Genomic DNA, 17,852 nt, shown 5'->3' with positions numbered 1-17,852 from the left:
CGGTGGCCGGGATGGCGGACGCTGCGCCCCGGATGACGTGGGTCGACGGCGTGCAGCTGCGTCTGCGGCTAGAGTTCAAGGACGCGACGGTAGCTCAACGGACCGCGGCCATCACGCAGCCGCAGCCTCAGTTCCAGCCCGGTGGCCGGCAGCAGCAGGCCCTGGCTGGGCAGCGTCGTCCAGCCGGCGCCCGGCTGCCAGGCGCGCACATCGAAGAACTGGACATCGTGCGCCACGGCCAGCCCGCGTGACTGCTCTGGTGGCGGCAACGGATAGCGATCCGATGGCGGCCCGCTGGCCCGCCACAGGGTATTGCCCTGGCGCCACCAGCGCACCCGCTGCCAGCGCAGCCCGTCGCTGCCGACGCTGCGGGTGATCTCCAGCGCGAAACTGCCGTCGGCCTGCCGTTCGCTGACCAGCGCCGGCGGCAGCAGGCGCTGTGGCTGGTCAGCGGGGCGTACCGCACCATTCATCAGGGCATCGTCCGCGCGCATCTCGATGTCGCGCTGGAACTGCTGCAGCACCCGCAATGCGGCATTGGTGCCTGCATCAGCCTGGCGCAGTCGCTGGTCACTGGTGGACACGCTGTCCAGCGCACGCCAGCAGATCACGGCCAGCACGCCCATGAGGGTGATCGCGATCATCACTTCGATCAGGGTGAAGCCCTGCACGCGCCGTTTCACGGTGCAGCGGTCCATGGCAGCAGCATGCGTGCCAGCGACTGCGTTGGTGCATCCTCCGCCACCACGATGAGCTCCAGCAGCGGCTGCCCGTCGCTGCCGCTGCCCAGATGCTGCCGCACCAGGAAGCGGCTGCGACCCTGCACGCAGCGCTGCTGCACATCCGCGGGCGGTTGCGCGGCCAGCCGCAGTTCCTGCCAGCGGTCCTGTGCGCACAGCAGTGCCAGACGTCGGTCGCGCAGCCGCGACTGGTCATCGGTTGCCACTGCCACCGAGCGCATCACCGCCGCCAGCGCGACTGCCACGATGGCCAGTGCGATCAGTACCTCGATCAAGGTGAACCCCCGCCGCGGCCCCATCACTGCACGACCTGCAGCTGTCCACTGCCGTCGTCGCGAAGGCGCAGCTGTCGCCCCTGCAGCGACAGCGCCAGCTCCCACGGCACGCCGATCCATTCCGGACTCAGTTCGATGGCTGCCGCCGGCTGTACGGCGATGCCCGGGCTCTGCCACCGCTGGGGGCGCAGCAGGTCGTCGCGCTGCACGTCGGTCCAGCGGTCGCCCTCGCGTCGGCTGAAGCGGTAGCCCTCGGCATCCGCCTGCCAGCGGAGGCTACGGCCATCGATGCGGGCCTCATCGCGTGCCACCTGCAGGCGTTGCGCCAATCGCTCGCCTTCCTGACGGAGCTGGCGCGCAGGATCGAGCAGTGTGCCCAGGCCCAGGCCGATGGCCGTTGTACAGATGCCGATGATGACCAGCACCACCATCAGTTCCAGCAGGGTGAAGCCGCGCGGGATGCGCCGCATCGACATCGCCTCCTGTGCCTGCCGATCGCGGACAGGGTAGCGGCGGATGATGAAACAAAAGCGTCAGCGGCGACTGCTAGCGTGGTGGCCGTCAATGTCGACGAAGGTGCGGAACATGGACGGCAGGCGCTGGGATCGCAATCACCTGCTGACACTGCTGGCGGCGACGCTGCTGCTGGCCGTGATGGCCTACTGGGGCATTGCCCTGTTCGCTGCAGGACCACCCGCGGCGGCCAGCGCGGTAAGGCCGTCGACACCGGCCCGGCCACCGTTCGACGCTGCGGCCAGCGCTCCGCTGGTGCGGCTGCTGTCACCGGGTGCGATCCACACCGAGGTAGTGGTACTGGGTGTGATGGCCAGCGCGCACGCACCGCTGGCACTGCTGTCGGTCGATGGTGGCGCGGTCGATGCCTATGTGCCGGGGCAGCGCCTGGGACCGTCCACGGTACTGGCCGGCATCGGCGCAGAGACCATCGAACTGCAGCAGGCGGGGCGGTCGCGCAGCCTGCCGGTGCCCGCGCTGCAGCCCGTTCCTGCCGACGGCATCGTGCCTGCCGCTGCGGGGCGGCACTGAGGCGCGATCAGCGAGAGGGGCGCTGCGGTGTCACCGAGCGACCAAAGGCGTCGCCCATCCGTTGCCGGGTGCCTTCCAGGTTGTACTGCATGAGCTGGTTGCCGGGCTGCCGCATCAGCCGCTCCGACTCGGACAGGCGCGGTGATCGTGCACGCGGCGGTGCCGGTGCGAGCCTGCGCTGCAGACATTCCCAGGCCGGAATGCGCTCTCCGTTGACCTGCACGTCGATGCAGGGCGGTGTGTCCGCGCGCGTTGCGCGGTCATCGGCGTGCGCAATCGGCATCGCGATGGACGCGAGCAACGCCACGGCAGGCCAGCGCCATGCAATCAGGATCATGCTCATCTCCTATCTCCCGCCACCCCATGTCGGCTGCTTCATGGACGGGTGGCGGGCGCAGTGTCCGCCTGCGCGCATTCCGCCGCCGTCAACAGATGACAGTGCTGTCACAAAACTGTTGGCGGCTTTGACGCGCCCTGCACGTCCTGTGGGTAGACCCACGCGCCGCTCCCTGGCCACTTCCTTCGATACGACGCGATGCCTTCAATGACGCCTGTTCCGTGCCGAGCTGTCCGACTCCCGCTGCGCCTGCGTCCGCGGGTACTCGCGCTGGCCGTGGCGTCCCTGCCATTGCCGCTGCTCGCGCAGGATGCCACGCCGGCGGCCAGGGTGAACATCAACGAGTACATCGTGCGCGGCAACACCGTACTCGATCCGCGTCTGATCGAGCGCGCCGTTGAGCCCTATCTCGGCCCGGGCAGGACGTTGGCCGACGTCGAGCAGGCGCGCGATGCAGTCAGCGCGCTGTACCAGCAGGCGGGATACCAGTCGGTGTACGTGGAACTGCCCGAGCAGCAGGTCAGTGCCGGCGTGGTGCTGCTGAAGGTGCAGCAGACGCCGATCGGCGAACTGCGCGTGGTCGGTGCGGCGCCTGCTGCGGCGGCGCGGATCCGCGCACGGGTACCGGCGCTGGCGGAGGGCCAGGTGCCGGATTTCGACCGGGCGCAGAAGGAACTGACCGCGCTCAACGAAGGCGGTCGCCGCCAGGTGATGCCGCTGGTCCGTGAGGGAAAGACGCCCGGCACGATGGACGTGGACCTGCAGGTGGAAGAAAAGTCGCCCTGGCGAGCGAGCGCCGCACTCAACAATGACCGCAGTGCCGACACCGAGAAACTGCGCCTGAGTGCCTCGCTGGCGGATGACAACCTGTGGGGACGCGGGCACAGCGCCAGTCTCGGCGTGTTCCTCGCTCCGCAAGATACCGATCAGGCCAAGGTGTTCTCGGCGTCGTACACGCTGCCGTTTGAAGGCAGCCCCTGGAGCCTGGAGGCATCGGGCTATACCTCCGACAGCCGCGTGCTCAATGCCGGCGGCCAGGGGGGCGCGGGAACCGGCACCAACGTGGTCGGCAATGGTCATTCGATCGGCCTCAAGCTCAATTACCGCCTGCCCGGCAGCACTGCATGGTGGCGGCAGCTCAGCCTCGGCGTCGACTTCAAGGACACCGAGGAGGACACCTGGATGGGCAGCGACAACCTGAAGACTCCCCTGAAGTACGCACCGCTCACGCTGGCATTCGTGGGTGTGCGCCAGGGCGAACAGGACCAGCTGAGCATCAGCACGCAGCTGGTGGCCGGAACCCGCCGCCTGTTCGGCTATGGCAGCAATGGGTACGACTTCAGCCAGAAGCGGGCGTGGGCCGATCCCAGCTTCGTCGCACTCAAGGCCGATGTGTCGAATACGCATACCTTCGGCAGCGATTGGCAATGGTATGCACGCGGGGCCCTGCAGGTGACCGATGCGCCACTGGTCTCGGCCGAGCAGTTCGCCGCCGGTGGCATGTACACCGTGCGCGGCTACCTGTCGGCCGAGGCGATCGGTGACTACGGCGGTGTGGCGAACCTGGAATGGCGCACCCCGGCATGGCCGCTGTGGAGCGGCAGCCAGCTTCGCGTGTACAGCTTTGCCGACGCGGCCTACCTGCGCCTGCGGCGGCCGCTGCCCGAACAGCGCGACCAGTACAACCTGGCCTCGGTCGGGCTCGGCGCGCAGCTGCGCCTGGGAGATCACCTGCAGTTGCGCCTGGACTATGCGTGGCCCTATGCCGATGGGCCGGTGACCCGCAAGGACGACCCGCGGCTGCATTTCAACATCAGCACCAGTTACTGACCCTTCCCTTGAACATGCGTTCTCCGGAGACCCCTCGCATGGACCGTTTGCTTTCCCGGATGTTGCTGCTGCTGGCCGCGCTGATCGCGCTACCCGCCGCTGCGGCCGATGCCAGCTGGTGGCAGGCCGAATGGAAATACCGCAAGCCGATCACGATCGACGCAGGCCCGCAGGGTGCCGGTCTGGCAGGCGATCCCGGTCGAACCCCGCTGCTGCTGCGCCTGCATACGGGCAACTTCGGTTTCGACGGCACCCAGGATGCCGGCAGCGATCTGCGTTTCGTGTCGGCGGACGGGCGCACCGTGCTGGCGCACCAGATCGAACAGTTCGACCCGGCGCTGGGGCTGGCTCTGGTGTGGGTGGATGTGCCGGCCGTCAGCGCCGCCGCACCTCAGACGATCTGGATGTACTACGGCAACGACAAGGCGCCGGCCAGTGGGAATGGACAGCAGGTATTCGATCCGGACTACACGCTGGTCTACCACTTCGCCGACGCCAATGCCCCGGCACGTGACACCACGGCCTACGGCAACAATGCGGGCGCAGTGGTGCCGGCCGCCGAAGGTTCGGTGATCGGTCGCGGCGTGCAGTTCGCCGGCACTGCGCTGCCGCTGCCAGCCAGTGCTTCGCTGGCGCAGGAGGCCGGCGCGCCATTGACCGTGTCCGCGTGGATCAAGCCGGGTGCACAGAATGCGGCGCAGGCCATCTATGCCCGTCGCGATGGCAGCGCGGAACTGCTGCTGGGCATCGACAACCGGGTGCCGTTCGTGCAGCTCAATGGCCAGCGCAGCACGCCTGCGCAGCCGATTCCGGAGGGACAGTGGGCGCATCTGGCGCTGACGGCGGAGAAGGGGTCGCTGCAGCTGTATCTCAATGGCCACGTGGTGGCGCAGCTCAGCGGCGAACTTCCGGCCATGTCCACCGCAGCGGTGGTGGGTGCTGACGCGCCGGGTGCCGAGCAGCCGCTGGCCAGCTTCGACGGTGCGCTGGATGAACTGCGGATTTCTCGCGTTGCGCGTCCGGCGGCACTGCTGCTGGCCGATGCCACCGCGCAGGGCGCTGACTCACGCCTGATCAGCTATGGCGCCGATGAGCAGTCCATGGGCCAGAGTCACTTCGGCTTCATCCTGAAGGCGATGCCGTTCGACGCCTGGGTGGTGGTGGCCATCCTCGGCCTGATGATGCTGATGTCGTGGGCGATCATGATCGCCAAGAGCCGTCACTTCGGCCGCACCGGCAAGGCCAATGCGGTGTTCACTGATGCTTTCGGCAAGCTGGCCGGCGTGCCGCTGCGCACGCTCTCGGACATGGACCGGCAGGGCCAGGCACCGGCGGCCATGCGCGACGGTTCGCTGTGGCGCATCTATCAGGTGGCCATCGATGAGATGCAGCAACGCCACCAGCGCGACGGCAACGGCGGCTATCTGAGCGCGGCGACCATCGCGGCGATCCGCGCATCGATGGATGCGGTGATGGTGCGCGAGCAGGAGGCGATGTCGCGTCGCATGAACTGGCTGTCCACCACCATCGAAGGCGCGCCCTATGTGGGCCTGTTCGGTACGGTGATCGGCATCATGCTGGTGTTCGTGGTCGCGGCGATGGCCGGTGCGGTGGACATCAACTCGGTCGCGCCGGGCATGGCGGCGGCTTTGCTGTGTACGGCCGCCGGCCTCGGCGTCGCGATCCCGGCACTGTTCGGCTACAACTGGCTGGGCGCACGCGCCGAGGCCATCGGTGCCGACATGGCCGTGTTCATCGACGAATTCGCCGCCCGCCTGGCTGAAGAGCAGGACGGGCGCGGCCCGGCCACGGTGCAGGGCTGAGGAGCGCGTCATGGCCCAGAAGGCGAAGTTCGGCATCAAGAAGCGCGAGAAGGGCATCAACGTGACGCCCTTCGTCGATGTGCTGCTGGTGGTGCTGGTGATCTTCATCCTCACCAGCAACGCCTCCATTCCCGGCATCGAGGTCAACCTGCCGAAGGCCAGCAACAGTGTGGCGCTGGAGAAGCCCAAGACCAAGGCGATCACCATCGATCCCAGCGGCCAGGTGTTCCTTGACGCCTACCCGGTGACGATTGCCGAGCTGGAGGACCGCCTGAGGACAGAACGCGCGACCTCGCCGGACTTCCCGGTAATCGTGCGTGGCGACGCCCAGGTGCAGTACGCGCGCGTGGTCGAGGTGCTGGATCTGCTGCGGCGGCTGGAACTGGCCCAGGTTGGCCTGGTCACCGGCAAGGCACAGGGCTGAGGCATGACCGGCCCTCATTCCCCACGGCCGGAGCCCGGCATGCGTGACCGCCCGCTGCTGGTGACCGTCGCGCTGGTGCTGGCGGTGCTGCTGGTAGTGGGCGCCGTGCTGTGGTGGCTGCTGTTCAAGGACACGGCCAGCACCCGCCGCCCCGTGGTGCAGCCGCCGATGCTGGCGTTGCCACCCCCGCCGCCACCCCCACCGCCGCCGCCTGAGAAGCCCCCCGAACCGGAGACCCCGCCGGAGGAGACCCTGCCCGAGCCAGAGCCGCTGGATCAGCCGACCCCGGCCGAGGAGCCGACGCCGACGCCGGACAACGCCGACCCGGTGACCATGAACGCCGACGCGCAGGCGGGCGGTGACAACTTCGGCATCCAGGCGGGCAGTGGCGGCGGCGCGTCCGGTACCGGTCGCGGTGGTGCCGGCAATGCCACCTATGGCCGCTATCTGGGTTACCTGATGCAGCAGGCGATTGCGCGCGATGCGCGGGTCAAGCGCCTGGCCTTCCAGTTGCAGGTGAACGTGTGGCTGGCGCCGGATGGGCGCCTGGAGAAAGTCGAGCTGGTGCGCGGCAGCGGCAATGAAGAGGCCGACGCCGCCGTGCTCGACGCGCTGCGCCAGATCGGCCGGGTGGACCAGCCGCCGCCACCTTCACTGGACTTCCCCGCGCGCGTGCTTGTGCAGGGCCGCAGGCCGGGGGCGTGAACCGTGATTTCCCCGATTTCCCTTCTTCCGATGAGAACCGTGATGAACAACCACGTCCGCGCTCGAACCGACTCCCGCCCGTCGCGGCCGGCCCGACGGGCGCTGCTGTGCTGCGCTGTGCTGCTCAGCCTGGCGGCGCCGGCCGGTGCAATGGCTGCTGAGACCACCATGATCAAGCTGATCAAAGGCCTGATGGCCACTGGCGCGCTCAAGCCCGAGGACGGCCAGGCGCTGCTGGTGCAGGCCGAAGCCGAGGCAGCAGCAGCCCAGCGCGGTGCTGCCGGTGCTGCATCGGCCAGCAGTGGAGGCATCGCGCTTGAGACGGGCGATGTGCGTGTGCCCTATGTGCCGCAGAGTGTCCGTGATGGCATCCGCGACGAAGTGCGCCAGGACGTAATGGCGCAGGCGAAGGCGGAGGGCTGGGCGGCGCCGAATGAGGTCGCCGAATGGACACAGCGCATCAAGGTGACCGGGGACGTGCGTGTGCGCAGCGAGTCGCGCTTCTATGGCGATGACAACAGCGGCATCGTCAGCAACTGGGCCGCGGTCAATGCGGGCAGTGGATTCGACACCAACACCAATACCAACCTGCAGCTGCCGCCCTTGCTCAACACCCGACAGGACCGCCGTAACCTGTGGCGCATCCGCGCCCGCCTGGGGGTCGAGGCCATGATCGGCGATCACACCACCGCTGGCATCCGACTGGCCAGCGGCAGCAGCAATGGCCCGGTGTCCACCACCGAGCAGCTGGGGGGCGGCCTGAGCAAGAAGGACGTGTGGCTCGACCAGGCGTGGCTGGCCTACAGTCCGGCCGACTGGCTGACCGTGCGTGGTGGCCGTTTCGGCAATCCGTTCTGGAGCAGCGACACCCTGTTCTCCAACGATCTGAATTTCGATGGACTTGCCGCCAACCTGAAGTACGGGTTCGGCGACGGCGATCTGGACCTGTTCGGCACCCTTGCCGTGGCGCCGCTGGAGTACACCTCGGACAGCCTGCAGAGCCGCAGCGGAGAGAAGTCGCCGAACGAGAACAAATGGCTGTCCGGCGCGCAGGCTGGCGTGAACTGGCGCTTCAACGACGACAACGCACTGCGGGCCGCACTGGGCTACTACGACTTCAAGAACATCAGCGGTCGGCTGTCCTCGCCCTGTGCCCTGTACTCCGGCGCCGTCGGCTGCGACACCGACTGGTCGCGCCCGGCGTTCATGCAGAAGGGCAACACCCTGATGCTGATCCGCGACATCGCGCTCAATCCGATGGATCCGGCCGGCACGCCGACGCCGCAGTATGTCGGCCTGGCGTCCGCCTTCCGCCTGGCCACGCTGAACCTGCGTTGGGATACCCGGCTGGCGCAGGACATCGGACTGCGCCTGGAAGGTGACTTCATCCGCAACCTGGCGTACGACACGCGGGCGATGTTCCGCCGCGCGAACAACGGCATCGTCAACAATTTCGGTGCGGGTGACGCTCCCGGCATCGATACGTTCCGCAGCGGCGACACCGCGTGGATGCTGCAGGCAACGTTCGGCGCCATCGATCTGAAGGAGAAGGGGCAGTGGCAGGCACTGCTGGGCTACAAGCGGATCGAGGCCGATGCGCTGCCGGATGCCTACAACGATCCGAACTTCCATCTGGGTGGCACCAACGCGCGCGGCTATTACGTGGGTGGTGCCTATGCGTTGGACACGCGCAGCTGGATCAGCGGCAAGTGGATGGCTGCCAAGGCGGTGTCGGGCCCGCCGCTGGCGATCGATGTGTTCCAGCTGGAGTTCAACACCGGCTTCTGAGCCGCCAGCGATGACGGGCCGGCACGAAACGTGGCGGGGGTGCAGCGATGCGCCCGTCTAGGGAAAGGAGACCACGCGTGGCAACAAGGAGGAGTGTGATGAGCCGTCGCAAGCTGTTCGAAAATCCCGGGACGTCCAGCCAGATGCTGGGCATCGGTCCGGCCTATGTCTCGGTGGAGGGCCTGCGCCAGCACCTGGCCGAGTTCCTGCTGTACGCCGGCCGCCCGGTGGTGATCATGCGCGGGCGCAGCGAGGTGGGCTATTTCCTGCCGTCCCGCTGCTGGCGCCAGCGTGACGACGATCCGCTGGCGGCCGCCGCGGCCAACCAGATGCTGGATGCCGCGGGTTTCCAGGCCGAGGACATCCAGCAGGTGGAGCGGGAGTTCAACGCGATGCGCCGGCGCACCGTGCTGCATCCCCGCCGCTAGCACTTTCCGGGAGCGGCGTTCTGGCCGCGTTCGCTGGTGATGCGCGCCCCTTCGCGCATCACCAGGGTGACCGGGGTCTTCTCGACCACCTCCAGCAGGCGCTGCCACTGGGCATCGTCCAGCGCGGCGCTGGCATGCAGTATGCGGTGCAGATGGAGACGGCCATCAGGATCGCGCTCCGAGCGCAGTTCGGCATGGAACTCACCCAGCTCCCAGCCCTTGCGCTGGGCGTACATGCGCAGGGTGATGGCGGTGCAGGCGGCCAGTGAGGCCAGGTACAGGTCGAACGGGGCGAATCCCTTGCCCTGGCCACCCAGCGAGGCCGGCTCGTCGGCGTTGACATCGAAGGTGCCGTTGCTGATGTGGTGCAGGTAGTTGTCAGCCGTCGAGACAATGCGTGCGTAGGCCATGGGCTTTCCTGTGCGGGGGATGTGGGGCCGGATCAGGCGCGGTGCCGCGCGGCCATCACCGGTGATGATCGGGTGGCAGGGCTATCGTGACAATGGGACTGACGATCCCGGGAGTGGCGGGTGCCGTGGTGCGGGCTGGGCGTGATGGGGTGCCGCGCCCTACAATCACGTCCCGGACCGTCGCCATCACGCCCATCATTCCCCGGTCCGGCCTGGCACCTATGTCTCCCAATGCCCTGGCGCTGGTCGAGCTGTTGATCCGCGAGCGCCGTGCGTTGTCACGCTTCATCGCGCGCTACCTGGACCCGGCCAGCACCGAGGACACCCTGCAGAACCTGTACCTGAAGGCCAGCAGCGTGCCCGGCGATCCGCCGATCCTTGAACCGCGCGGTTACCTGTACCGCATGGCGTACCACCACGCCCTCAACCGCAGTCAGGCCGACGCACGCGAACGGCGGGCGATGGCCGAGTACGCGTGCGAGGTCGGCGATGCCGTTGGTGGTGAGCAACAGGCGCTGGACCAGGCGCAGCTGCGCGAGATCACCCGGACCATCCTTGCGCTGCCGCCGCAGGTGCGGGAGTGTTTCGTGCTCAACCGCTACCTGGGCCTGAGCGAGCGTGAGATCGCCGCTCGCCTGGGCATTTCCAAGAGCCTGGTCGGCAAGCATGTGCTGCGCGCGGCAATGCTGATCCAGCAGCACCAGCAGGGCGCACGCCGATGACCTGCAATTACCGTGGGCAGAGGCCGCCCGCCCTTGTCACAACAGTCACGCGCACCGGTTCGTGGTGCGACAGGCTACGACCATGACCACGTCCGAACCCTCGCCGCGACAGGCCAGGCAGGCGTTGCGCTGGGTGATCCGGTGCAGTGCAGGCCCGTTGCCGGACCGGCAGCAGCGGGCCCTGCAGCGATGGCTGCAGGCCGATCCGCGCCATGCCTTGGCCTGGCGCCGCCAGCAGGCATTCTGGGACGGCCTGGACGCGGCTGGGCCGGAGGTGCTGGCCGCACTGCCGGCACTGACCTCCGATCGCCAGGGCCTGCGCCCGATCGCCCCGCGCAGGCGCCTGTCCTGGTGGTGGGCCAGCGTGGCCGCGGTGGTGCTGGCGGTCCCAGCCCTCCCCGGGGTCGCATTGTGGGCGCGCAGCGATCTGCGTAGCGGCGATGCACCCCGTGTGGTGCAACTGGAGGATGGCAGCACGATCGTGCTGGATGCCCGCACCGCGCTGGCCGTCGCATTCGATGGGCATCAGCGGCAACTGCGGCTGCTGCGCGGGCAGGCGTGGTTCCGGGTCGCGCATGAAGCGCGGCCGTTCCGGGTCGAGGCCGGCGGTGGCCTGGTGCGCGACATCGGTACCGCGTTCAGCGTTTCGTTGCAGGACGCGGTGGTGACCGCCCAGGTCAGCGAAGGGGTAGTGGACGTACATCCCGGTGATGGCAGCCTGCAACGGCTGCATGCAGGGCAGGCACGCGCGTTCCGTGACGGACGCTGGCTGCAGCCGGTGAGCAGCCTCGCCAGCGACGCGGTGGCACCCTGGCGGCGCGGTGAGGTTGCCATCGACGATCTGAGCGCGGCCCAGGCCATCGATCGGTTGGCGCGCTATCGGGCCGCACCGGTCTGGGTGCTGGGGAGAAAAGCGGAGCAGATCCGGGTCAGTGGCCTGTTCCATCTGCGCCAGCCGGACCCGGCCATCACCGCAGTGGCGGCCCAGGCGGGCCTGCGCGTGCAGCGGCTGCCGGGTGGCGCGCTGGTGGTCTGGTGATGCCGGCAGGGTTTGGAGATCGCGATGAAAAAAACCTGAAAAAAGCGTGGGCAGCCTGCAGCGTGCGCTGTCTATAGAGGTACAGCCAGAGCGAAACACCGTTTTTCCTCAAGCCAGACACACCACCGGCAGCGGCTGTGCCCGTGGTTTCCCTACGCTTGAGGAGTTCTGTCCATGCCGTCCACGGCGTCTGCCTGCCACCGTCGCGCCACCACACTGGCCCTGGCCATCTGCACCGCACTGCTGCCGCTGGCCCGGGTGCCGGCCGCGCAGGCGCAACCCAGCACAGCGGCGGCGCTGCGCCAGTACGCAATCCCGGAGCAGTCGCTGGCAGACGCGGTACGTGCCTTCGGGCGCCAGGCCGATGCGCAGGTGGTGTTCCGCAGCGACCTGGTCGAAGGGCGTCGCTCCACTGCGGTGCAGGGTGAGTACAGCCAGATGCAGGCGCTGCAGCGGCTGCTGCAGGGCAGTGGCGTGCGTGCCCAGCGAGGCCTGGATGGCACCTGGAGCCTGCGCGCCGCCGCGGACGCAACGCAGGCATCGGCCGAGGGGGAAGGGGTGCGGGTGACCGATACGCTGGACGTCGCCGGTCGCCTGCAGCCGGAAGGTGGCGAGGCGCGCGATCGCCGTGGCTATGACGACGTGTTCGCGCTGGACCTGACCACGGCGTATTCGGGGCGGGACCGGGTGGAGCGCTTCCGTGGCGCCAACCCGGCCGACGTGGTCAAGGATCTGGTCGGCGTTTTCAGCGGCGATGCGCGCAACAGCGGCGCGCTGGACATCAACATCCGCGGCATCCAGGGGCCGGGGCGGGTGCCGGTGAGCATCGATGGCGGCGAACAGGCCCTCACGGTGTGGCGGGGCTACAACGGCGTCAGCAACCGCAACTACATCGATCCCAACCTGATCGGTGGCATCCAGGTCATCAAGGGGCCCGGCCTGGTGCGTGACGTGCACAGCGGCATCGGCGGCGCGCTGGTCATCAGGACCATCGACATCGATGACGTCGTGGCGGCCGGCGAACGCTTCGGCGGGGAGCTGAAGATAGAAGGCAGCAGCGACGCGGTGGCGCCACGCCTGCCACGCCTCCACAGCGGCGAGGACTACCGGACGGTGCCGGGTTTCCCGCAGGGGTCGCCGAACTCGCCCTATGACGACCGTACCCTGGTGGTGCCGGTGCAGTCGCGCAGCGGCAACACTCCATTCGATGGCGAGGATCAGGCGTGGCGACTGGCGCTGGGCCTGCGCGGCGAGACGGTGGACGTGATGGCGGCCTATGCCTGGCGCCGGCGTGGCAACTATTTCTCCGGCAGCCAGGGCAGCGACTACTACGACCAGGACCCACGCGAGCAGTACGAGTACCAGGGCATCGACTACATCACCACGCTGGCCCGCTACTTCAAGCCGGGTGATGAAGTGCCCAATACGTCGAGTGAACAGGAGTCGTGGCTGCTCAAGGCGACGTGGCAGATCAATGACGACCAGCAGCTGAAGGCGAGCTGGCGGCACACGCTCTCGCACTACGGCGAGATCATGCCTTCGCGCATCCTGTCGGCGCCGGACTACGGCCGCATCCAGTGGCCGTTGAGCCGCGTCGACTCGGATGCCTGGAACCTGGAGTATCGCTGGCAGCCGGCCGGCAGCCGCTGGCTGGATCTGTATGCCAATCTGTGGCGCACCGAGACCGACAGCGATACCTATACCGCGGGCGGCTTCCCCAACTTCGCGCCGGGCAATCCGCAATGGGACCCGGAAGCCAGCCCGATCCTGCGCAACACCGCTCTGGCCAACGCGCGCAACGATCGCACCGGCCTGACGGTCAGCAACCGCTTCGCGTTGCACTCCAGCCTCGACCTGACCGTAGGGGGCAACTGGCAGTACGAGAGCCTGGGTTCGCGCGATCCTTACTTCGGCACCACTGATGGCTGGCGCATGTTTCCGCGTGCCGGCCGCCGCCAGGAGGGTGAGGGCTACCTCAACCTGGAATGGCGTCCGCTCGATGTCCTCACCCTCAACGCCGGCGTCCGCTACAGCCGCTACTGGGCCTTCGACGACTTCCTCGACGCGCACCCGGAGCTTCTGACCAAGGGGGTGGGCAGCAAGCAGGCTACCTATCGGGTCAACGAGCTGCCCGAGCGACCGGCCAGCCTGCAGGCAGAGATCGATGCGCTGGAAGCAGAACGCGAGTTCTGGGAGAGCATCGGCATGGGCTCGGTGATCGATGATTCGATCCGGGGACTGCTGGCCTATTACGAAACACCGCAGGCAGTGGAGCACAACATCGCCTGGCTGCCCGACGCCAACGGCAACTATGCCCGTGCCACCAACCCCTGCCTCAACGGCGAGGTGGCCGCGATCCCGGGCGTGCTGCCGTTGTTCGCCGGCAGCGACCTGGTCTGCAGCATCGGCAACACCGTGCAGGCGCGGCCGGTGGATGGCAGCAACCGGCGCCAGCGCGATCACGCGTGGCTGCCCACTTTCTCGGCGACGGCGCATCTGTCGCCGGCCGCGCGCATCTACCTGCGCTACAGCGAAGCAGTGCGTTTCCCGAGCATGTTCGAAAGCACCATCGCGTTCTCCAGCAGCCTCAACCCGCTGTATGACCTCAAGCCGGAGCATGCCTACAACTACGAGCTGGGTTACGTGCACGACCTGTCGGCGCTGTTCGGAAACACCGCCGACGCCGACGTCAAGCTGGCCTATTACGTGCACAAGACCCGCAACGTGATCGAGCGCGATGCCTACTTCCTGTTCGACAACATCGACAAGCAGACCATCCGCGGCATCGAACTGCAGGCGCGCTTCGACAACCGCCGTTTCTTCACCGATCTGGGCATCGCCCGCACGCTGGAGAACGAGGTCTGCGACGAGAGCAGTGCCGTGCTGCTGGATGCCAACCGTGGCCTGGTCCCGAACTGTGTGCAGGATGGGTTCGTCAGCGGCTACCTGCTGACCCAGGCGATTCCGAAGCTGTCGGTCAACGCGTCGCTGGGCACCCGCCTGTTCGACGAACGACTGGAGCTGGGCAGCCGGATCATCCACTACCGGCGCCACGACAATCCGGACCTGCAGGCCTACCGCGACCGGTTGCTGGCGGGTGGCAGCAGCCTGCTCTGGCAGAACGTGCCCTTCACCTGGGGAAACATCACCACGGTGGATGCGTATGCGCGCTGGCGCTTCAACGAGCACGCCAGCGTGGAGCTGGTCGGCAGCAATCTCGGCAACCGCTACTACGTCGACCCGGCCACGCGGTCCACGCTGCCGGCGCCGGGCCGCACCCTCAAGCTGGGCATCACCGCACGCTTCTGAGCACCTGCATTCAAGCGTTGTACCCGTAGTTCCCTCAACCCAAGGAGCAACACCATGAAAATGATCTCCCGTTCCGTCCTGGCGGTCGCCGCCTCCTTCGCCCTGGCCGGCGCGGCGCAGGCAGCCGACATCGTCGGTGCGGCCAGCCCGGTGACCGATGCCGAGCTGTATGTCGCCGTCGGTGATTCCCAGGTCAACGGTGGCCCGCACTCGGCCGGCAAGGCCGGTATCGGCGTCGGCACCGTGTCCAACGCCCGTCGCGTCGATTTCCAGGGCCTGGCCAGCTATTCGGTGCCGACCACCGTCAATGGCACCACCGTGCGCACGCTGGCCATGCCGATCACCGGTGCGCCGGGCAGCCACTCGGGCATGGGCCACTTCAACTTCGTCAAGGTCGGCAGTGGCGATGTCTGGTTCGGTGAATGGTCCAAGGACGGCGCCGCAGGTGGCTTCAACAACCGCCAGGTCTACTTCGTCGGCGACCGTGCCGGCACCACCCTGCCGGCCGGCGTGGCCACCTACAGCGTGGCTGGCCTGAACAAGTTCAACGGCAGCAACCTGCTCAGCGGCACCTTCCGCGCCAACTTCGGCACCGGCACTCTGCTGGGCGGCCTCAGCGGCGGTGGCCTGTCGGTCAACATCAACGCCACCATCAACAGCGCCACCGCCTCGTTCGCAGGCGCGGCCACCGCCAATGGTTCGGTCAGTGGCACCACCCAGGGCCAGTTCTTCGGTGCCAATGCCGCCACCCTGGCCGGTATCGCCACCTTCGCCGGCAACAGCCAGTACGACACCGCCTTCGGCGGCAGCAAGAACTGATCGCCACGCCCCTGACGGGGCAGGGCAGGGACAAGCCGCGATCCGCCAGTCCCTGCTTCGGCCCGCTGCATCGCTTCACACCGGATCGACCATGCGCCTCCCTCTTTTCTGCCTCCTTCTGCTGGCGCTGACCGCCACGGCGCACGCCCAGCAGGATGACCTGCGCCGCGTGCTGGAGCAGGGCAACGACGTGCGCCATCAACGCCAGGACCAGCAGCGGCTGCAACAGGCCGAACCGGATCGGCCGACCGTCACCCTCGATGGCCGGACCCTGCGCGTGGAGCGCACGGTCGACGACCTGGGCCAGGCGCTGTACCTGTCGTTGCAGCACCAGCAATGGCCCGCCGCGCAGGCCTTCCTGCACGAATACATTGAACTTCCCGGCCATGACCCGCTGCTGCGCCACTACGCACAGGGCGCGCTGGCGCGGGTTGCGGGCGAGCATCATCGCGCGGCTCTTGAGTACGAGGCCCTGCTGGCCCGGCAGCCGGATTTCCTGCCTGCGCGGCTTGAACTGGCGCGGGTCTACGCCGAGGACCAGCGTGACCGGGAGGCGACGTCGCTGTTCACCGCGATCGCCGCCGGCATCGATGACCGCGACCCTGCCACCGCCGGCGTGCGCGGCCGGGTGCAGGGGTATCTGCAGGCGCTACAGGCGCGGCGGCGCTGGAAGGGCGCACTGTCCGCCGGACCTGCATGGAGCGACAACATCAACCGCAGTTCGGCCAGCCGCACCTGCCTGTTCGGCGTAGGCGAGGACTGCATCATCGAGCGCAGGTTGCCCGATGCCCAGCGCGCACCGGGGGTGGACTACGACGGCAGCCTGGAACGCCGCTGGGCACTGGCCGGCCACCACGGCCTGTATGTGCGCGGGTTGGCCTTCGGCCAGGCATGGAAAGACAACCGCGCCTACAACGAACTCAACGCCACTGTGCAGGTGGGCTACAGCTGGCGCAGTGCGCGGCACACCCTGCTGCTGGCCCCCGGCTACGACTATCAGGCACTGGGCAACCGTACCCTGCAGGGCGCCGCAGGCGCGCATGCGGAATGGCAATACGCACTGGACCCGCGCAGCCTGCTGAAGCTGGAGGCGGACTGGAAGCGCCAGCGCTATCGGCAACCGGGGCTGGCCGACAACTACGATGGCTCGATGGGAGCACTGTACGCCACCTGGTTCCGTGCGCTCACTACGCGCTGGACCGTCTTCGCCGGCATCGATCTGGCCGACAGCGGAGCGGCCGACGCAGCCAATGCCTATCGCCAGCGCGGCCTGCGCGTCGGCGCGGCGCGGCAGTGGAGCGGCACGACTGCCACGCTGTTCCTTTCGCTGCGCGAGCGCAGCTACGATGCCTGGAGTCCGCTGCTGGAAGCGCGCCGGCACGACGACGAGCAGAACCTCATCGCGCTGGTACGCAGCGAACGGCTGGCGGTGGCAGGCCTGGTACCCAGCCTCAGCCTGCGCTACACCCGCATCGACAGCAATGTGGACTGGCTGTACAGCCATGACCGCAGCCTGCTGAGCCTCAAATGGGAGCGTGCGTTCTGACCGCAGGCCGGGCACACAGCGTGTTTGGCCGAGGTGAATGCGGTCTCGCTGTTGTCTTCATCCGTCATCACGCGTTCTTGTAGGGCAACTCGCGCATCCTGCGGGCATTGCGGCCGGGCGGGCCGCGCGTGTCAGGGAGTACAGCGTGCTGGAGTCGGGCGATGAACGGGAGGGGCTGCAGGGTCTGCGGGTGCTGGTGGCCGAAGATGAATTCGCCATCGCGATGTTCCTGGCCGACTATCTGCAGCTGAAGGGTGCACACGTCGTGGGCCCAGCCGGTGACCTGCGCGAGTTGGCGCGTCTGGTCGATGATCACCCGATCGACGTCGCCCTGCTGGACATCAACCTGGGTGGTGAGCAGGTGTACCCGCTGGCCGACCGCCTGTCCGAGGCGGGGACGCCGTTCCTGCTGACCTCCGGTTACGACGACAACCTGCCGAGCCGCTTCGCCAGCGCGCCGCGCTGCCCCAAGCCCTACCATATCGACGCGTTGGCCCGTCAGCTGGCCGGACTGGTCGCCGCACCGCGGGCTGCTGCGGGCAAGGTCTGACTGCGCGGCATGGGCCGGCGATTGGATACCGCTGCTTCCCCGTCCGTGCGCGGTGCAGCAGCT

The 17,852-nt window shown here is 68.0% G+C and carries 18 protein-coding genes; 13 read left to right on the top strand and 5 right to left on the bottom strand.

What is annotated here, in order from left to right:
• Positions 1-68 precede the first annotated feature (68 nt).
• The 3 genes from ACX9OW_RS05930 to gspH are packed head-to-tail and all read right to left on the bottom strand — an operon-like array spanning position 69 to position 1,485.
• Positions 69-683: a prepilin-type N-terminal cleavage/methylation domain-containing protein gene (locus ACX9OW_RS05930; RefSeq protein WP_317233192.1), complete on the bottom strand. Its 615-nt coding sequence runs from the start codon at positions 681-683 to the stop codon at positions 69-71.
• Positions 680-1,039 carry a type II secretion system minor pseudopilin GspI gene (gspI, locus tag ACX9OW_RS05925; protein ID WP_193395860.1) on the bottom strand — a complete coding sequence of 120 codons (360 nt, stop codon included), beginning with the start codon at positions 1,037-1,039 and terminating at the stop codon, positions 680-682. The genes ACX9OW_RS05930 and gspI overlap by 4 nt, the downstream gene beginning before the upstream one ends.
• Positions 1,039-1,485: a type II secretion system minor pseudopilin GspH gene (gene gspH / locus ACX9OW_RS05920; protein ID WP_053516372.1), complete on the bottom strand. Its 447-nt coding sequence runs from the start codon at positions 1,483-1,485 to the stop codon at positions 1,039-1,041. Before gspH ends, gspI begins: the two co-directional genes overlap by 1 nt.
• Positions 1,486-1,600: 115 nt before the next feature.
• Between gspH and ACX9OW_RS05915 the strand changes: the two genes are divergently transcribed.
• Complete coding sequence (locus tag ACX9OW_RS05915) at positions 1,601-2,059, top strand: hypothetical protein (protein ID WP_459040304.1); 459 nt, start codon at positions 1,601-1,603, stop codon at positions 2,057-2,059.
• 7 nt (positions 2,060-2,066) lie between these two features.
• Here the strand turns inward: ACX9OW_RS05915 and ACX9OW_RS05910 are convergent, their stop codons facing one another.
• Positions 2,067-2,342 (bottom strand): hypothetical protein, encoded by a 276-nt coding sequence (locus ACX9OW_RS05910; protein ID WP_229765786.1) that lies wholly within the window; start codon positions 2,340-2,342, stop codon positions 2,067-2,069.
• A 261-nt stretch (positions 2,343-2,603) separates the two neighbouring features.
• On the opposite strand from ACX9OW_RS05910, the gene ACX9OW_RS05905 reads away from it, so the two are divergent.
• The 6 genes from ACX9OW_RS05905 (at position 2,604) to ACX9OW_RS05880 (ending at position 9,394) form a co-directional block, all read left to right on the top strand.
• Positions 2,604-4,226, top strand: a complete 1,623-nt coding sequence (locus ACX9OW_RS05905) for a ShlB/FhaC/HecB family hemolysin secretion/activation protein (protein ID WP_459062062.1) — start codon at positions 2,604-2,606, stop codon at positions 4,224-4,226.
• 38 nt (positions 4,227-4,264) lie between these two features.
• Positions 4,265-6,049 carry a DUF2341 domain-containing protein gene (locus tag ACX9OW_RS05900; protein WP_459062061.1) on the top strand — a complete coding sequence of 595 codons (1,785 nt, stop codon included), beginning with the start codon at positions 4,265-4,267 and terminating at the stop codon, positions 6,047-6,049.
• Positions 6,050-6,059: 10 nt separating this feature from the next.
• A complete protein-coding gene (locus tag ACX9OW_RS05895) occupies positions 6,060-6,473 on the top strand; it encodes an ExbD/TolR family protein (protein ID WP_459040306.1) in 414 nt (137 codons plus the stop codon).
• Positions 6,474-6,512: 39 nt separating this feature from the next.
• On the top strand, positions 6,513-7,178 hold the full coding sequence (locus ACX9OW_RS05890; RefSeq protein ID WP_053516301.1) for a cell envelope integrity protein TolA: 666 nt from the start codon (positions 6,513-6,515) through the stop codon (positions 7,176-7,178).
• A 42-nt stretch (positions 7,179-7,220) separates the two neighbouring features.
• Positions 7,221-8,966, top strand: coding sequence for a putative porin (locus tag ACX9OW_RS05885; protein WP_459062060.1), 1,746 nt, complete (start codon positions 7,221-7,223; stop codon positions 8,964-8,966).
• A 98-nt stretch (positions 8,967-9,064) separates the two neighbouring features.
• Positions 9,065-9,394, top strand: coding sequence for a hypothetical protein (locus tag ACX9OW_RS05880; RefSeq protein ID WP_065182343.1), 330 nt, complete (start codon positions 9,065-9,067; stop codon positions 9,392-9,394).
• Here the strand turns inward: ACX9OW_RS05880 and ACX9OW_RS05875 are convergent.
• Positions 9,391-9,804: an OsmC family protein gene (locus tag ACX9OW_RS05875; RefSeq protein ID WP_459062059.1), complete on the bottom strand. Its 414-nt coding sequence runs from the start codon at positions 9,802-9,804 to the stop codon at positions 9,391-9,393. The genes ACX9OW_RS05880 and ACX9OW_RS05875 overlap by 4 nt on opposite strands.
• A 221-nt stretch (positions 9,805-10,025) precedes the next feature.
• Between ACX9OW_RS05875 and ACX9OW_RS05870 the strand changes: the two genes are divergently transcribed.
• From ACX9OW_RS05870 to ACX9OW_RS05845, 6 genes are all read left to right on the top strand, one after another.
• Positions 10,026-10,526 (top strand): RNA polymerase sigma factor, encoded by a 501-nt coding sequence (locus ACX9OW_RS05870; RefSeq protein ID WP_053516292.1) that lies wholly within the window; start codon positions 10,026-10,028, stop codon positions 10,524-10,526.
• Positions 10,527-10,608: 82 nt separating this feature from the next.
• Positions 10,609-11,565: a FecR family protein gene (locus ACX9OW_RS05865; protein WP_459062058.1), complete on the top strand. Its 957-nt coding sequence runs from the start codon at positions 10,609-10,611 to the stop codon at positions 11,563-11,565.
• A 174-nt stretch (positions 11,566-11,739) separates the two neighbouring features.
• On the top strand, positions 11,740-14,874 hold the full coding sequence (locus ACX9OW_RS05860) for a TonB-dependent receptor (protein ID WP_459062057.1): 3,135 nt from the start codon (positions 11,740-11,742) through the stop codon (positions 14,872-14,874).
• 54 nt (positions 14,875-14,928) lie between these two features.
• Positions 14,929-15,693, top strand: coding sequence for a Slam-dependent surface lipoprotein (locus ACX9OW_RS05855; protein ID WP_053516287.1), 765 nt, complete (start codon positions 14,929-14,931; stop codon positions 15,691-15,693).
• Between the two features lie 91 nt (positions 15,694-15,784).
• Positions 15,785-17,239: a surface lipoprotein assembly modifier gene (locus ACX9OW_RS05850; RefSeq protein WP_322522677.1), complete on the top strand. Its 1,455-nt coding sequence runs from the start codon at positions 15,785-15,787 to the stop codon at positions 17,237-17,239.
• 145 nt (positions 17,240-17,384) lie between these two features.
• On the top strand, positions 17,385-17,789 hold the full coding sequence (locus ACX9OW_RS05845) for a response regulator (RefSeq protein WP_065176179.1): 405 nt from the start codon (positions 17,385-17,387) through the stop codon (positions 17,787-17,789).
• Positions 17,790-17,852: the final 63 nt, after the last annotated feature.

Source organism: Stenotrophomonas genospecies 5 (assembly GCF_054473825.1).
This window is presented reverse-complemented; position numbering and strand designations above follow the sequence as displayed.

Coding starts and splice junctions, on each gene's coding strand:
- ACX9OW_RS05865 (WP_459062058.1), top strand. CDS start 10,609: ATGACCACGTCCGAACCCTCGCCGCGACAGGCCAGGCAGGCGTTGCGC.
- ACX9OW_RS05855 (WP_053516287.1), top strand. CDS start 14,929: ATGAAAATGATCTCCCGTTCCGTCCTGGCGGTCGCCGCCTCCTTCGCC.
- ACX9OW_RS05875 (WP_459062059.1), bottom strand. CDS start 9,804: ATGGCCTACGCACGCATTGTCTCGACGGCTGACAACTACCTGCACCAC.
- ACX9OW_RS05860 (WP_459062057.1), top strand. CDS start 11,740: ATGCCGTCCACGGCGTCTGCCTGCCACCGTCGCGCCACCACACTGGCC.
- ACX9OW_RS05870 (WP_053516292.1), top strand. CDS start 10,026: ATGTCTCCCAATGCCCTGGCGCTGGTCGAGCTGTTGATCCGCGAGCGC.
- ACX9OW_RS05880 (WP_065182343.1), top strand. CDS start 9,065: ATGAGCCGTCGCAAGCTGTTCGAAAATCCCGGGACGTCCAGCCAGATG.
- ACX9OW_RS05905 (WP_459062062.1), top strand. CDS start 2,604: ATGACGCCTGTTCCGTGCCGAGCTGTCCGACTCCCGCTGCGCCTGCGT.
- ACX9OW_RS05900 (WP_459062061.1), top strand. CDS start 4,265: ATGGACCGTTTGCTTTCCCGGATGTTGCTGCTGCTGGCCGCGCTGATC.
- ACX9OW_RS05915 (WP_459040304.1), top strand. CDS start 1,601: ATGGACGGCAGGCGCTGGGATCGCAATCACCTGCTGACACTGCTGGCG.
- ACX9OW_RS05895 (WP_459040306.1), top strand. CDS start 6,060: ATGGCCCAGAAGGCGAAGTTCGGCATCAAGAAGCGCGAGAAGGGCATC.
- ACX9OW_RS05885 (WP_459062060.1), top strand. CDS start 7,221: ATGAACAACCACGTCCGCGCTCGAACCGACTCCCGCCCGTCGCGGCCG.
- gspH (WP_053516372.1), bottom strand. CDS start 1,485: ATGCGGCGCATCCCGCGCGGCTTCACCCTGCTGGAACTGATGGTGGTG.
- ACX9OW_RS05890 (WP_053516301.1), top strand. CDS start 6,513: ATGCGTGACCGCCCGCTGCTGGTGACCGTCGCGCTGGTGCTGGCGGTG.
- gspI (WP_193395860.1), bottom strand. CDS start 1,039: ATGGGGCCGCGGCGGGGGTTCACCTTGATCGAGGTACTGATCGCACTG.
- ACX9OW_RS05910 (WP_229765786.1), bottom strand. CDS start 2,342: ATGCCGATTGCGCACGCCGATGACCGCGCAACGCGCGCGGACACACCG.
- ACX9OW_RS05850 (WP_322522677.1), top strand. CDS start 15,785: ATGCGCCTCCCTCTTTTCTGCCTCCTTCTGCTGGCGCTGACCGCCACG.